At 37.3% G+C, this 15,496-nt stretch carries 16 protein-coding genes and 1 pseudogene; 14 read left to right on the top strand and 3 right to left on the bottom strand.

Translation table 11 applies throughout. The features are described from left to right. Positions 1-18 precede the first annotated feature (18 nt). Positions 19-240 carry a DeoR family transcriptional regulator gene (locus DN394_RS13825; RefSeq protein WP_000805512.1) on the bottom strand — a complete coding sequence of 74 codons (222 nt, stop codon included), beginning with the start codon at positions 238-240 and terminating at the stop codon, positions 19-21. 357 nt (positions 241-597) lie between these two features. On the opposite strand from DN394_RS13825, the gene pepV reads away from it, so the two are divergent. From pepV to DN394_RS13845, 4 genes are all read left to right on the top strand, one after another. Further along, entirely contained in the window at positions 598-2,004 is a 1,407-nt protein-coding gene (gene pepV, locus DN394_RS13830; RefSeq protein ID WP_001274255.1) for a dipeptidase PepV, read from the top strand. A gap of 360 nt (positions 2,005-2,364) precedes the next feature. Continuing rightward, entirely contained in the window at positions 2,365-2,910 is a 546-nt protein-coding gene (thpR, locus tag DN394_RS13835) for an RNA 2',3'-cyclic phosphodiesterase (RefSeq protein WP_098625685.1), read from the top strand. 137 nt (positions 2,911-3,047) lie between these two features. Beyond that, the gene (gene pulA / locus DN394_RS13840; protein WP_098849571.1) at positions 3,048-5,189 is read left to right on the top strand and encodes a type I pullulanase; all 2,142 of its coding nucleotides are present in this window, start codon (positions 3,048-3,050) and stop codon (positions 5,187-5,189) included. A 227-nt stretch (positions 5,190-5,416) separates the two neighbouring features. Further along, positions 5,417-6,214 carry a phosphotransferase family protein gene (locus DN394_RS13845; RefSeq protein ID WP_002096266.1) on the top strand — a complete coding sequence of 266 codons (798 nt, stop codon included), beginning with the start codon at positions 5,417-5,419 and terminating at the stop codon, positions 6,212-6,214. Between the two features lie 3 nt (positions 6,215-6,217). On the opposite strand, the gene DN394_RS13850 is transcribed toward DN394_RS13845, so the two are convergent. Beyond that, complete coding sequence (locus DN394_RS13850; RefSeq protein WP_001122236.1) at positions 6,218-6,496, bottom strand: YtzH-like family protein; 279 nt, start codon at positions 6,494-6,496, stop codon at positions 6,218-6,220. 228 nt (positions 6,497-6,724) lie between these two features. Here DN394_RS13850 and trmB point away from each other — a divergent pair, with 228 nt between their 5' ends. Next, positions 6,725-7,375 carry a tRNA (guanosine(46)-N7)-methyltransferase TrmB gene (gene trmB, locus DN394_RS13855; RefSeq protein WP_149293892.1) on the top strand — a complete coding sequence of 217 codons (651 nt, stop codon included), beginning with the start codon at positions 6,725-6,727 and terminating at the stop codon, positions 7,373-7,375. 72 nt (positions 7,376-7,447) lie between these two features. Further along, positions 7,448-8,302, top strand: a complete 855-nt coding sequence (locus DN394_RS13860; RefSeq protein ID WP_060486701.1) for a YtnP family quorum-quenching lactonase — start codon at positions 7,448-7,450, stop codon at positions 8,300-8,302. A gap of 149 nt (positions 8,303-8,451) precedes the next feature. On the opposite strand, the gene DN394_RS13865 is transcribed toward DN394_RS13860, so the two are convergent. Continuing rightward, positions 8,452-8,763, bottom strand: a complete 312-nt coding sequence (locus tag DN394_RS13865; RefSeq protein WP_000118541.1) for a PepSY domain-containing protein — start codon at positions 8,761-8,763, stop codon at positions 8,452-8,454. A gap of 148 nt (positions 8,764-8,911) precedes the next feature. Here DN394_RS13865 and DN394_RS13870 point away from each other — a divergent pair, with 148 nt between their 5' ends. The 8 genes and pseudogenes from DN394_RS13870 to DN394_RS13905 form a co-directional block, all read left to right on the top strand. Beyond that, positions 8,912-9,985, top strand: coding sequence for a M42 family metallopeptidase (locus DN394_RS13870; protein WP_001031515.1), 1,074 nt, complete (start codon positions 8,912-8,914; stop codon positions 9,983-9,985). Between the two features lie 286 nt (positions 9,986-10,271). Beyond that, positions 10,272-10,781 (top strand): DUF84 family protein, encoded by a 510-nt coding sequence (locus DN394_RS13875; RefSeq protein WP_000869958.1) that lies wholly within the window; start codon positions 10,272-10,274, stop codon positions 10,779-10,781. Positions 10,782-10,864: 83 nt separating this feature from the next. After that, positions 10,865-11,179 (top strand): thioredoxin family protein, encoded by a 315-nt coding sequence (locus tag DN394_RS13880; protein ID WP_000838193.1) that lies wholly within the window; start codon positions 10,865-10,867, stop codon positions 11,177-11,179. A 78-nt stretch (positions 11,180-11,257) separates the two neighbouring features. Then, positions 11,258-12,070, top strand: a complete 813-nt coding sequence (locus DN394_RS13885; protein ID WP_000784602.1) for a DUF1444 domain-containing protein — start codon at positions 11,258-11,260, stop codon at positions 12,068-12,070. After that, the gene (gene ytpR / locus DN394_RS13890) at positions 12,067-12,681 is read left to right on the top strand and encodes a YtpR family tRNA-binding protein (RefSeq protein ID WP_001006767.1); all 615 of its coding nucleotides are present in this window, start codon (positions 12,067-12,069) and stop codon (positions 12,679-12,681) included. The genes DN394_RS13885 and ytpR overlap by 4 nt, the downstream gene beginning before the upstream one ends. A 194-nt stretch (positions 12,682-12,875) precedes the next feature. Next, on the top strand, positions 12,876-13,220 hold the full coding sequence (locus tag DN394_RS13895) for a thiamine transporter (RefSeq protein ID WP_098705208.1): 345 nt from the start codon (positions 12,876-12,878) through the stop codon (positions 13,218-13,220). 40 nt (positions 13,221-13,260) lie between these two features. Beyond that, positions 13,261-14,217 (top strand): N-acetylmuramoyl-L-alanine amidase, encoded by a 957-nt coding sequence (locus DN394_RS13900; RefSeq protein ID WP_149293893.1) that lies wholly within the window; start codon positions 13,261-13,263, stop codon positions 14,215-14,217. Between the two features lie 155 nt (positions 14,218-14,372). After that, positions 14,373-15,496, top strand: a pseudogene (locus DN394_RS13905) (DNA translocase FtsK); the annotation flags it as partial.

The following is a 15,496-nucleotide window of genomic DNA, read 5'->3' on the forward strand; positions in this document are numbered from 1 at the left end:
CATACAATTATTTTTTCATTATGAGGTCATTCTCACTTTCTTTCCTGTTGTTGTCCACTTACCGCGGCAAGGGCTATACACGAGTTCATTAAACTGCAACACATTTAGATCACGTTGTATCGTTCGTGGTGTGATCCCGAACTCATCTACAAGGTCTTTCGTCGTTACCGTTCCGTTTTCATTGATGTACATATAAATTGATTTAATGCGTGTTAGCATACGAGTAGTTGTAGGTTTCAAGAGAAAACCACTCCTCTACTAGTTTTTTTGACCCCATTCAGGAAAGAAGGTCGTTACTACCATTGTACTCTACATGATAAAATTCATGCTTTAATCTACTTAAATTTTACAAAAGTTTAACAAATATTCATATAGAAAAATATTGGTAGTTGACATTTTATATATGGTCAGTCAACTAACACATAAAATTCTACGTAAAACGCCAAATTCCTGCAAATTTTTTTAGAAAAATAAAAGAAAAACTAATGGGAAATATCTGAAATATTACAATTGTTAGGTATTTGAGTTTCGTATATGGCATAAGAGATTTCGGTTTGTTATGATGAAAGAAACAATATAGTGAAGGATGGATGCGTGATGTCAGCGATTAATTGGACAGAAGAAGTTGCAAAACGAAAAGATGATTTAATTCGTGATACACAACAATTTTTACAAATTAAAAGTGTATGGGAAGAAGAATCAGCGAAAGAGGGCGCACCATTCGGTGAAGGTGTAGAAAAAGCTTTATCTTTCATGTTACATAAAGGAGAAACTGAAGGTTTTGCTTCTAAAAATTTAGAAGGGTATGCAGGTCATCTTGAAATGGGACAAGGAGAAGAGTTAGTAGGTATTCTTTGTCACGTTGATGTTGTACCAGAAGGAGATGGCTGGACGACTCCCGCATATAGCGCAGATATTCGCGACGGAAAGATTTTTGCACGCGGTGCAATTGACGATAAAGGCCCAACGATGGCAGCTTATTATGCGATGAAAATTGTAAAAGAATTAGGTTTACCTCTTTCAAAGCGCGTTCGTATGATTTTAGGAACAGATGAGGAAAGCAATTGGAAATGTGTAGATCACTACTTTAAAAACGAAGAAATGCCAACAATCGGTTTTGCGCCAGACGCAGATTTTCCAATTATTAATGCAGAAAAAGGAATTTCTGATATACAAGTTGTGCAAAGTGGTAGTGAAGAGAAGAAAGGTACATATGAACTTGTTTCATTTGAATCAGGTCGCCGTTTAAATATGGTTCCTGATTTTGCAGAAGCGATTATTACAGGAGAAGATGTAAATGCACTTACAGTAGCATATGAAGAGTATTTACAAACTGCTAAAAAAATAGGTGAAGCAATTGTAGAAGGTAATACGGTGACGTTGCAAATTAAAGGGATTTCAGCTCACGGATCTACTCCAGAGAAGGGTGAGAATGCAGGTTTATTACTGGCAAACTTCTTAACTACAGTTGCTCTTGATGGAAAAGGGGCTTCGTTTGCATCGTTTGTAACAGAAACATTTACAGGAGATATTTTAGGAGAGAAAGCTGGTATTTCTTATAAAGACGATATTAGCGGACCATTAACTGTGAATGTTGGTCGCCTTTCTTATACGAAAGAGAATGGTGGCAATTTAGGATTAAATGTACGTTATCCAGTTACGAATAACTTTGAAGAAATGATCACGAAGTTAAAAGGGTATGTTGGTACTCATGGATTTGCGGTAGCAGACTATTCGAACTCTCGCCCGCATCACGTTGATAAAGACCATGTGTTAATTCGTACGTTGCAACGCGTATATGAAGAACAAACAGGTGAAAAAGCAGAGCTATTAGCAATTGGCGGCGGTACTTACGCTCGTTCATTGAAAGCTGGCGTTGCGTTTGGTCCGTTGTTCCCTGGAAAAGAAGAACTTGCGCATCAAAAAGACGAGTACATTGAAATTGAAGACTTATTAAAAGCAACAGCAATTTACGCGCAAGCAATTCATGAATTAGCGAAGTAATGCATATATAAATAAGAAGAGGCCGTCCCAATAAATATTTTGGGACGGTTTTCTGTTACGTAGCGTTTGTTGTTAAGTCGATATCCCTTGTCGAGATATTGATATAATTTCATCTATCCCGCATTAACGGGCAGTAAGCCCCCCACTTTAAAATTTAGCGAAAGCGAAGAAGTTAGGTGGGGATCAACTGCCCGTAAAAGCCCGATTGGTGAGGGCTGATAATCAGTAGGGGATGGACAAAACCCCCACTGATTTTATTAACGCGACCCTAACTTGGTTAGACTTGTAGGGAAGTCTGATTCTATTTAATTGAATGAGATAAGAAAGAAAAGCAACAATAGAAAGAAGGAGAAGATGTACATGGAGCCGCATTATTTTGTCGCAATTACGTTACCAAATCATATAAAAGAAGTGCTGTCTAACTATAAAGAGGAAATGCAGGAGGAATTACCATTTCGTTCATGGGTACATAAAGAAGATTATCATATTACCCTTTCATTTTTAGGTAGTACGACAGAGGAACAATTAGAAGGAATAAAGAATGGATTACAAACACTTACAGAAACGAAAGAACTATCGTTCACATTACAAGGATTTTCAACGTTCGGTATGGAAGATAGACCGCGTATTTTTTGGGCGAAGGTAAGTGAGAATTACGATTTGTTTCAATTACAAAAGCAAGTACACGTTATTTGTGAAGGGAATGGATTTTCTTTAGAAACGCGCCCGTATCATCCGCATATTACTGTTGCTCGTAAATGGGTAGGAGAAGAGAAGTTTGATTTAGAACATATAAAGGAAGTGCCTGAAATATCATTTCAAGCGGATACGATTACTTTATACGAATCTCATGTGAAGGAGACACCGAAGTATAAAGCGATTGCTGAAATAAAATTACAAAAATAGAATGTATGAAAACGTTTTTTATACAGGTGAATATACTATAGAGAATAATGTGTTACTGTATAGAGCCTTGCTGATAAGAAAAGCCTTATCATTTGCAGCTCGTTTCATTTAATTTTAAGAATGATGGTGATTTTTTTATGTTGAAAGTAAAACGTCCATTTGATGCCTATTTAGATGAAATGAATAAAATTACAATTTTGCTCCCACACGCGTATGGAACAAGCCGGACATTTCGTTTGCAAGAAGGAAGTAACGTGAAAGATTTACCGATTTCTCATACAATTGCGCTTCCGGATGCAACGAAGTATGAGTGCTTTATAGAAGAGCCGCTAGATGTGGGGAAGTATTATACAGTACGAGATGAACGGAATGAAGAAACAGATTTACAAATAGGTGCTGTCATAAGAACAGCGATTTTCGATGAAAAGTATTACTACGAAGGTACAGATTTAGGAGCCGTGTATCAAAAAGAAGCAACGACATTTAAAGTATGGGCTCCAACTGCGAGGCTTGCGAAAGTAAGGATTTATAAAAGTGATAAAGAATATACCGATCATGAAATGGATAGAGGAGAAAATGGGGTTTGGACTCATACATTACAAGGCGATTTAGCCGGAGCAAAGTATACATTTCTTGTTTGTATTAATTTAATATGGAATGAAGCGGTGGATCCTTACGCAAAGTCAGTGACTGTAAATGGGACGTACGGCGTTGTTATCGATTTGGAAAAGACAAATGTAACAAAACGAGAGCAATTACCACCATTACAGGCAATGACAGATGCCATATTGTATGAACTGCATATTCGTGATGCTACTATTCATCAGGGCAGCGGAGTGAGTAAAAAAGGAACATATAAAGGGCTAATGGAAGAAGGGACAATAGGGCGAAATGGGACGTTAACAGGCTTGTCTCATATAAAAGATTTGGGTGTTACACATGTTGAACTATTACCTTTATATTGTTTCGGTGGTGTAGATGAGGCGAATCCTTCCTCTGCATATAATTGGGGTTACAATCCATTATATTACAATGCGCCAACGGGATATTATGCTACAGACCTCTCTGATCCGTATAACAGGATAGTAGAGTGTAAGCAACTAATTGAAACATTTCATGAGCACGGCATTAGAGTGATTGTAGATGTTGTATATAATCATGTATATGAAAGAGAGCTATCATCATTTGAAAAGCTTGTCCCAGGATATTATTTTCGTCATGGTGAAGATGGCATGCCTTCTAATGGGACGGGAGTCGGGAATGATATAGCATCTGAACGGAAAATGATGAGGAAATTCATTGTAGAGTCTATTTTATATTGGCTTACTGAATACAATGTTGATGGATTCCGATTCGACTTAATGGGAATTTTAGATGTCGATACAATGAATATAATAGAAAAAGAAGTGCGAAACATAAAGCGAGATGCATTGTTATTAGGAGAAGGGTGGGAGCTACAAACACCACTTCCTCTAGAGGAAAAAGCAACGTTAAATAATGCAAAGAAAATGCCGCATATTGCGCAATTTAATGATCAATTTCGTGATGGGATAAAAGGGAGTACCTTTCATATAAATAAACGTGGTTTTGCATTTGGTGGGCATGTAGACTGTAATCATTTGCAGTATATAGCATCGGGAAGTCTTTTGAGTATGAAAGAAACAGGTCTGTTTCTAGAGCCTGTGCAAAGCATTAACTATGTAGAATGTCATGACAATATGACGATGTGGGATAAACTAATGCGCAGTAATGAAGAGCCAGAAGAGATTTTGAAAAAACGTCACCTTCTAGCGAGCGCAATGGTGATTCTTTCGCAAGGTATTCCTTTCTTACATGCTGGGCAAGAGTTTTATCGTACGAAGCAAGGAAATGAAAATAGTTATAATGCAAATGATGAAATTAATCAATTAGATTGGGATCAAAAAGAGAACGAGATAGAGACCGTTAACTATATAAAAGGTTTAATTGCGATTCGTAAAGAGCACGGAGCATTCCGATTACAAAACGCAGACCTTATAAAAAAGCACATGACTTTTTTGCAAACCTCTCCAGAAGTACTTGCATATCACTTAGGGCATGCAGAATCGTTTGGACCGTGGAAAGAGATTGTAGTTTTATTTAATAGCGGTTTAGAAGCTAAAACGGTGCAACTTCCGAAAGAAGAAACGTGGCATGTGTTAGTAAACGAAAAGCAAGCGAAAATAGAGCCAATTTCTTCATTTAGAGGAAAGGAACTTCAGCTGGCTCCAATTAGCACGTATATATTGACGATAATGTGACAAATCGCTACTTGACGTTGAGAATGTAATAAATGTAGAATTGACAAAGGTGACGATTTTGATAAGTTGTCATTCTATGACTGGTTTTGTAAAATAAAATAGAGAGTTTTTGGCTTATGCCAAGTTTTCTTTTCATTTACAGTAAAATATATGAATCCACAACATATGTAGAAATGTTGCGGTTTTTCTTTTCATAACTATAAAAGATAAGGATTTGTTAACGGGTAATGAATATGGAATGGTTGGAACAATTATTAGGAAAAGAGTGGAGTCTTGTACCGGCTGGTGGAGTAACGGGCGATGCGTATATTGCGCAAAACGGACAACAGAAGTTATTTTTAAAGCGGAATACATCGCCCTTTTTAGCGGTATTGTCAGCAGAAGGAATTGTTCCAAAATTACTTTGGACAAGAAGGGTAACGAACGGTGATGTAATTTCTGCTCAAAAATGGCTTCCGGGACAGAAGCTAGAGCCAGAGGATATGAAACTAGAACGTGTTGCGAAACTTTTGAAGAAAATACACTCCTCTAAAGCGCTTGTACAGATGATTCAAAGACTTGGGAAGCAACCGCTTCACGCACAAGAGTTATTACAACAACTGCAACTTGTTTTAAGAGGAGATATAAGGGATGATGAAACAATTCAGCAAGGCCTTCAATATTTAATGGATTCATTAAAAGATATTGAATACAATGAATTCGTTGTATGCCATTGTGATGTGAATCATAACAACTGGCTATTGTCGGATGAAGATGAGTTGTTTTTAATTGATTGGGATGGAGCTGTAATTGCTGACCCAGCTCTAGACCTTGGTATGTTATTATATTGGTACATTCCGCGCCACGAATGGAGCGAGTGGCTCGAATATTATGATATTGAAATGGATGAATCGCTGCTTAGACGTATGAGATGGTATGTAATAGCACAAACGATTTTGTCTATGCAATGGCACACAACAAAAAAACAGCAAGCAGAAGCTGAATATTGGCATCAATATTTACAGCAACTACTTGCTTCAGAGTAATACTTAAGAAAAATTGTCCATTCCAGCAATCCACTGAGTAAGTTGTTCTTGATTATTGGAAATGTGGTTGTCCAAATTAGAGGAAGATTTACCCGATTGACTATAAGAATATACATCGTTTAGCATTGCTTTAGCGTCACTACTTATACTATCGTTTGCGAGTAACGATTGAATGAGACGCTCTAATTGCTCGCATTCAGAAACTGTCCCGCAACAATCACTTTGGTGATTGACTAAAATATCTTTCAGCACTTCTAATTGATGTTGTTGATTAATTGGCATGAACGGATCATCCTTTCGATTGTTTTTCTCTTCAAATGTACGAGAAAAAGCTGTTTCGTCATGGAATGTTTAATGCTGTATGTAGTTTTTATCAAAATGGTACATCTTATACTTGAAAGAAACGGACCGAGTGCTCGTACGTACTTGGTTTTTTGTTTGGGAGATTGATTAAAACAGAGAGAAGGAATTATTCCTTTAAAATAGCTATGTAAAGAGAGGGAGACATCTATGCGTTTAAGACATAAACCATATGCAATGGATCGAATTAATGAGTATTCACATATCGTAATCGGAAACCCAGAGGAGCGCGCTGGTAACTGGAAAGAAGTATTTGGAAATGAACAACCAATTCATATTGAAGTAGGTACAGGTCGTGGCCGCTTTATGTATGATATGGCAAAAGCAAATCCACATATTAATTATATTGGAATTGAAAAATTCACAAGTGTTGTTGTAGATGCACTTGATAAATTAATTGAAGAAGAAGTACCGAACTTAAAGTTAATTAATAAAGATGCTGAAGATTTAACAGTTTTCTTTGCAAAAGGTGAGATTGACCGCGTTTATTTAAACTTCTCAGATCCATGGCCGAAGAATCGTCATACGAAACGTCGTTTAACGTATAAAACATTTTTGCGCAATTATGAAGAAGTGTTAGTAGAAGGCGGAGAAATTCATTTCAAAACAGATAACCAAGGTTTATTTGAATACTCTCTAATGAGTATGGCTGAGTATGGTATGTTATTAACTTACCTGAGCCTAGATCTTCATAATAGTGATTATGAAGGAAACATTATGACAGAATACGAAGAGAAATTCTCAAGTAAAGGTCATCGTATTTACCGAGTTGAAGCAAAATATCGCACAGAGCCTATGTAGTAATGCATAGGTTTTTTATAACTAAAATAATCGGAATTTTATGTTAATATTAAAAAGAAAGGGGGATGAAAAATGGAACAGTTACAAATTGGAGATATAAAAGTGACGTGGCTAAAAGGCGGGAACACACATTTAGATGGAGGAGCAATGTTTGGTGTTGTACCGAAAGTGCTTTGGTCACGTAAATATAAACATAATGATACAAATCATATTTATTTACGAACAGATCCGTTACTTTTGCAAACGAAAGACGGTAATATGCTCATTGATTCCGGAATAGGAAACGGTAAATTGAATGAGAAGATGAAGCGAAATCAAGGTGTAACAGAAGAGTCATCGGTTTATAAATCATTAGAAAAATTAGATTTAAAACCTGAAGATATTCAGTACGTCTTAATGACACACCTGCATTTTGATCATGCATCTGGTTTAACGAAATGGGAAGGTGATCACCTTGTACCATCGTTTCCGAATGCGAAAGTTTACGTAAGCGAAACGGAATGGAATGAAATGAGGAACCCAAATATCAGGTCGCGTAATACATATTGGAAGGAAAATTGGGAGCCGATTGTAGATCAAGTTGTTACATTCCAGCAAGAAATAGAAATTACGGATGAAATAAAAATGGCGCATACAGGTGGTCATAGTGATGGACATGCAGTTATTGCTTTAGAAAGCAAAGGTGAAACGATGCTTCATTTAGCAGACCTATTGCCGACGCACGCACATCAAAATGTACTATGGGTAATGGCATACGATGATTATCCAATGACATCAATTGAAAATAAGCAAAAGTGGATGGAGTACGGCGCTGAAAAAGGAGCATGGTTTACTTTTTATCATGACGCATATTACCGTGCAGTAAAATGGAATGAGGAAGGGCATATTGTAGAAAAAATAGAGCGGAAAACGAGTGTAGAAGCATAAAAAAGGGGAGTTTGTTCCAGCAGTCTGTTGGAGCAGTCTCCTTTTCGTTTTTTGTCGGTAAGTCGATATATTCGGAAAATCGCCCATATAATTTCAATTACTATCCACAATTAAAAAATAAGAGGTTCACCTAATGGGAACCCTCCTTTTTATGCTGCTATAACCTCTAAAACAGTACCTGTTTTAGCATCAACTAAAAATTCAAATCGTTCTTGTATATCATCTAACATCGTTGTAAGACCGCCACGATAAACTTCGTATGCGACATCATATTTTTCAAATGTCTCTGGAACCATATGTACCCAAGAGCCAGTAATTTCACCTTTATGACTTAATGCTTGTTTCACCATTTTCAATGCTTTTTCTGAAGAAATATGGGATTGTTCTTGTACTTTGTTTGCAACAAGATAACCAGCTGCGAACCCAACGCCAAGACCTGCTACTAAACCTTTCCAGCTCATATATTCACCTCAATTCTATAAAATAAAAATAGTGTACCAATGATAATTATAAAGCAAATACAGCTAAAAAAGAAGAAACTAGAAACATTTCGAAAATTTCGTTACAATAAAAGAGGTATTCTACTAAGGTTTGAAAGAAGGGGACTTCGTGAATAAAGAGACATTACAATTATTTCGTACGTTAACAGAATTACAAGGTGCATCAGGTTTCGAACATGATGTACGCCGTTTTATGAAGCAAGAATTAAGCAAATATGCGGATGAAATTGTGCAAGACGGTTTAGGTAGCGTATTTGGTCTGAAAAAAGGGGACGAAACTGGCCCACGTGTTCTTGTAGCAGGTCATATGGATGAAGTAGGTTTCATGGTTACGCAAATTACGAAAAACGGGATGCTTCGTTTTCAAACATTAGGCGGCTGGTGGAGTCAAGTGTTATTAGCGCAACGTGTACAAGTTATGACGAAGAATGGTCCTGTTATTGGGGTTGTTGGTTCTATTCCTCCTCATTTATTAAGTGACGCGCAACGTGCAAAACCAATGGATATAAAAAATATGTTAATTGATATAGGTGCAGATAGTTACGAAGATGCGATTGAGATTGGTGTAAAACCAGGACAACAAATCGTGCCAATCTGTCCGTTTACGCCGATGGCAAATGAAAAGAAAATTATGGCGAAAGCTTGGGACAACCGTTACGGATGTGGCCTTGCAATCGAATTATTAAAAGAATTAAAAGACGAAACATTACCAAACACATTATACTCTGGTGCGACTGTACAAGAAGAGGTAGGTCTTCGCGGTGCACAAACTGCTGCAAATATGATTCAACCAGACATTTTCTATGCGCTTGATGCAAGTCCAGCAAACGATGCATCTGGTGATAAAACGCAGTTCGGTCAATTAGGAAAAGGTGCTCTTCTTCGTATTTATGATCGTACGATGGTAACGCATAGAGGAATGCGCGAATTCATTTTAGATACAGCAGAAACACACAACATTCCGTATCAATACTTTATTTCACAAGGTGGTACAGATGCGGGCCGTGTACATACAAGTAACTCAGGTATCCCATCAGCAGTAATTGGTGTTTGCGCACGTTACATTCATACACATGCTTCTATTTTACATGTTGATGATTATGCGGCAGCAAAAGAACTCATTACGAAGCTTGTAAGAGCAACGGATAAAACGACGTTAGAGACAATTAAGAATAACGCGTAGGAGAAGAAGGGCGAAAAACCCTTCTTTTTTTAGGTTGAATAGATGAACCAGCGATGTGTGGTGGCGGTTAGTGCTTAATAGGTGCTCGAATGGTGTATTAAGACCGCGGGTAGGAAGAAAGAAGAAGCCTGTTTTTTTGTTTAGGACCAATAATATTGCGGAAAGCCATCTTCTTTTATAGGTAGAAGGGATTCCACTGTGGTGTGTGATAGTGGTTGGTACTTAATTTATGCCGAAGCGGATATTGGATGGAACAAAATGATAAATTTTTATAGAGGTGAACGAAATGAAAGTAGTAGTTGGATCGAAGAATAAAACGAAAGTTGGTGCTGTGGAGAAGGTTTGGAAAGATGTTACAATTACATCTCTTTCTGTTCCTTCAGGGGTAGCAAACCAGCCGTTTACAGATGAAGAGACGATGCAAGGAGCGGTTAATAGAGCGAAGCGAGCGCTACAAGAAGGAGAAGCTCAAATTGGTATTGGATTAGAAGGTGGCGTAATGAAAACGGAGCACGGTTTATTTATGTGTAACTGGGGCGCGCTAGCAACAAGTACCGGTAAAACATTCGTTGCAGGCGGTGCACGTATTAAGTTACCAGATGATTTTTTAGCACCTCTTGAAGATGGCAAGGAGTTAAGTGAAGTGATGGAAGAGTTTGTACAGAGAAAAGATATTCGTAGTCACGAAGGTGCTATCGGTATTTTTACAGATGATTATGTCGACCGCACGGAATTATTTGTACACGTTGTTAAGTTACTTGTTGGGCAATATAAGTATGACGAAAAGCAAGCATAAACCTTGCACCATGCGCGATGTATGGTAGTATAAAAGAAAGATTATAACATGAAAAAATGCACTCGTTAGAGGAGGAAATATAGATGAAATCATTAGAAAGCATGGAGCAATTCCAACAATTGAAAAATGAAGAGAATGTAGTCTTTATGTTCTCAGCAGAATGGTGCCCAGACTGCCGTTTTGTAGACCCGTTTATGCCAGAAGTAGAAGAGAAATATAGTGATTTCTCATTTTACTATGTAGATCGTGATGAGTTTATTGATCTATGCGTAAAATTAGACGTATTTGGCATTCCGAGCTTTGTAGCGTACAATAAGGGTGAAGAAACAGGTCGCTATGTAAACAAAGATCGTAAAACACAAGAACAAATCGAAGAGTTCATTGAAGGTTTAAAATAAGGCAATTTGCCAATTGAATTGTAAAACAACCTCTACCTTCGCGGGGGAGGTTATTTTTTTGGAAGGGAGGAAAAAGAGATGAAGATGACAAGTAAAAAGATGAAAGACGAGTTAATGAAGAAATTATCTCGCCCAGAATGGGACTTTCAGTATGATAGCGAGAAAGAAGTTCTACGTATAGAACAAAAAGACTCGAAAAAAGGTATTAACGTATCGCTTCCAGGAGTTGTGGCAAAATGGGAAGTGAACAAAGAAAAAGCAATTGAAGAGGTTGCTTATTACGTACAAGAAGCGTTAATTGCGATGCATAAAGAAGAAAATAGCGCAGCGAAAATTTTACCTGTTATTCGCTCTACTTCTTTCCCGAAACAAGCAGAAGAAGGAAATCCGTTTATTATGACGGATCATACGGCGGAAACACGTATTTACTACGCGTTAGATTCGAATAAAACGTATCGACTCATTGATGAGCGTCTATTACAAAAATTAGAACTTACAGAGCAACAAGTGCGTGAAATGGCATTATTCAACGCTCGCTCATTAGGTTATGAATTTAAACAAGAAACAGTAGCAGGGAATACATTCTACTTTTTAAACACAAATGATGGGTATGATGCGACGCGTATTTTAAACGAATCGTTACTACAATCGATGCGTGAAAAGATTTCTGGTGACATGGTTGTTGCTGTTCCTCACCAAGATGTATTAATTATTGCTGATATCGTCAACGAAATCGGTTATGATATTATTGCACAAATGACAATGAAATTTTTTGCCGAAGGGCATGTTCCGATTACATCACTTTCATTCGTATATGAAGATGGAGACTTCGAGCCAATCTTTATTTTAGCGAAGAATCGGAAGAAGACAGATGGAAAAGAGAAAGGATGAACGAAGTGAACGTTTTTTACAACCTTGAAGGAATTGGTGACACTCTAATTGTTGCCTTACAAGATATTACTTTAGAGAACCGTACTTTTGATCGCAAAGGAGATGTTGCACGCGTATACGATCGTGAAAGCAATGTAACAGCAGGATTTAACATCTTTAATGCGTCTTCTTACTTAGAAGTAAAAGAAACAGGTAACCTAACATTAACGAAAGAATTTGTAGAAAAAATCAACGGAATTTTAGCGAAGAACGGCTTTGAAGAAACAGTAGAAGCAGATCTTTCTCCAAAATTTGTTGTAGGCTATGTAGCTGAAAAAGAGAAGCATCCAAATGCTGATAAGTTAAACATTTGTAAAGTAGAAATCGGTACAGAAACATTACAAATCGTATGTGGCGCACCGAACGTTGATGCAGGACAAAAAGTTGTCGTTGCAAAAATTGGCGCTGTAATGCCAAGCGGTATGCTAATTAAACCAGCTGAACTTCGCGGTGTTCCTTCTTCTGGAATGATTTGCTCGGCACGTGAATTAGAGCTTCCAGATGCTCCACAAGAAAAAGGTATTCTTGTATTAGAAGATAGCTTTGAAGTTGGACAAGAGTTCAAATTTTAATTGATGTAAGAAAAGAGAGGTTGTCCTTTTGGACAGCCTCTCTTTTCTGTTGAATCATTGATATATTGCGAGTTGTGACAGATATATTCAAAAAATCGTTCATATTATAAGGATGTCACCTTTTTTCTCAAAATCTATATTGTATTTTATAAACAATCTAGTTAAAATTTAGAAAAATAGAAGGGGATAGAAGTATGAAAAAACAACTAAAAATCGCCGGACTTCTGAAACGAATTGAAACTTCAAAACAGCAAGATATCGAACTAGGTTCCTATGAAATATATTTGTTTAGCGAAAATGAATTAGAAAAAGGACAAATCGGTTATCGATATGATAAACATAAAAATTCATTATTAAGTGAAGAAAGTGGAAAATGGAAAGAGGAATGGATTGTTATCGGATATGAAACAGATATGGGGGATCCTGTTTTCGTAAATGTAGTTGATGATGCTTATCTAGTCTATACCGCAGAGCGTGGTACAGAAACGTGGCAACCCGTTCATATTGGAAATATGGATGAGATTATAAAACAATTATAAGAAAAACTTTGAAACCGGTGCAAAGTGATGGGAGAAAAGTATGAAGTATATAAAGATAATGAGTATGATTGCATTCATTGGAATATATATGGGAGGTTGTTCGCAAGAAGAGCCGAAAAAAGAAGTAACATCTTCTATGCAGGAAAAAACCAAAGATAGCAAGGAAGACGCACCTGTAGAAAAGCAGCAAGAAGAACAAGAAAAGAAAGAAGAACCGCAAGCAGTTCAAACGAATGAGCAAGTGAAGCAGAAGCAGGAGGAAGTGCTGGCTGAAGAAAAGAAAGAGGAAGCTACGCCAGTGCAGCCAGCTGAGAAACCGCTGCAAAATAATGAGCAAAAAGTAGAGAGTAATGAAAAACAAGGGAAGTTTCTTGTTGTTATTGATCCGGGGCATCAACAAAAAGCAAATTTAAATTTGGAGCCGATCGGGCCAGGAGCAACGACGCAAAAATATAAAGTGACAGATGGTACAACTGGTGTTGCGACGAAAAAAAGAGAGGCTGTTCTTGTATTAGAAATGGCTTCCGTATTAAAAGAAAAGTTAGAAGCAAAGGGAATGCAAGTATTAATGACGAGAACGTCACAAGATGTGGATATAAGTAATAAAGAACGCGCGACATTTGCGAATGATCATAAGGCGAATTTGTTTTTACGTCTTCATGCAGATGGTTCTGAAAATCCGAATCAAAGTGGATTTGCTGTATTAACGCCAGCAGAAGGAAGTCCGTACACGAAAGAGATTTATGCTGAAAGTCTTCAAATCTCTCAAACGATTGTAAATAAAATGAGAGAGAACCATCAAGTGAAAGTAAATGGAATTAAATTCAGGGATGACCTTTCTGGATTTAATTGGGCAAAGGTTCCTGGCGTACTATTAGAACTTGGATTTATGTCAAATCCTGAAGAAGATAAAAAATTATCTGACCCACAGTATGTAAATTCTTTATTGCAAAGTGTAACGGATAGTGTAGATGAGTATCGGAAGAGTAAAGCTTAAACGCAGTCTTACATGGAAGGCTGCGTTTTTCCATATGAAAACACTCGTAAATTAGAATGTTATGGATAAATATGACATGCTTAATTTTACCTGCACTTTTTGCCGAATGCTGATACAATAAAGGATGTTACTATTTAGTAGAAAGAGTGGTAAGCATGTTAGATTGGATGAAAAAGCTGTTTAACAAAGAGGAAGAACAAACAGCGATGAATAAAGAAGTATCAAAGCAAATCGAAAGTCAGCCGAAAATTCCTCGTGTAAACCACTATACTGAAGCAAGAGAAGCACAAATGGCAAGTAGGAATGCAGGTAAATGCCGTTTTCCATTAGTACCGGATAATGGGTTCGATGAAGAGGATGTTATAGCAACAGGGCATTTTGAAGAACAACCTGTTCAAGTTGTAACATATGAAAATCAGCCTACTCAAAGAGGAATCAAAGTGGAAAGAAGTAGACGACAGTATGTGGAAAAGGTAGTTTCTACATATGAAGAGCCGGAAGTACAATATGAACCGGAGCGAGAGCCTGTCGTAAAAAAGGCATCTGCACCTTCGCAAGAAAGTAACCGTAGACCATTTCGTCCAACAGAAATGATTTCGCCAATTTACGGATATAATCGTCCTTCTGTAGAGAAAAAGGTAGAAAAGCAGGAGGAAGAAAAGGAAAGAGAAGACCTTGAAATATCTGTAGAGGGCAAATCAGTCGTTGATGCATGGCTAGAGAAAAAAGGATATACATTATCTGATTTCTCAGAAGGACAAGCAACGACTTCTTCCAGTCATGAAGGCGTTGATCAGCGAGATCAACAAAGTAAAAAGGAAGAAAAGTCAGTTGTCGATCAATGGCTAGAGAAAAACGGTTATGAAATTGAACGCCAAGAGCCTATAGTAGAAAAAGAAGTGGTTCAAGAAATTAGTGCACAGCAGGCAGTTCCAGCGGGTGAAGTACCTCATCAAACAATTGCTGAGCGTATGGAAGATGCTAAGCAAGAAAGTGATGTAGTGGCCAAAAACATTCTACAAACAGAATTAGTAGATTCTAAAGTAGAGCACGAGGATACAATATTATCAGAAGAAACTAAACGTAATACAGAAATAGAACAACCTACTATTGAAGTAGAAAAGCAAGCTCCAGAAGAATCAGTGATTGTCAAAGCAGAAGAAAAACTTGAAGAGACGATTATCGTGGAAATACCAGAAGAAGTGGAAGTAATTACAGAAACGGAAGAATCAGAAGAAGTGGAAGTAATTGCAGAAACGGAAGAATCAGAAGAAGTGGA

Source organism: Bacillus sp. BB081, assembly GCF_008368895.1.
GTDB classification, from domain to species: Bacteria; Bacillota; Bacilli; order Bacillales; family Bacillaceae_G; genus Bacillus_A; species Bacillus_A wiedmannii.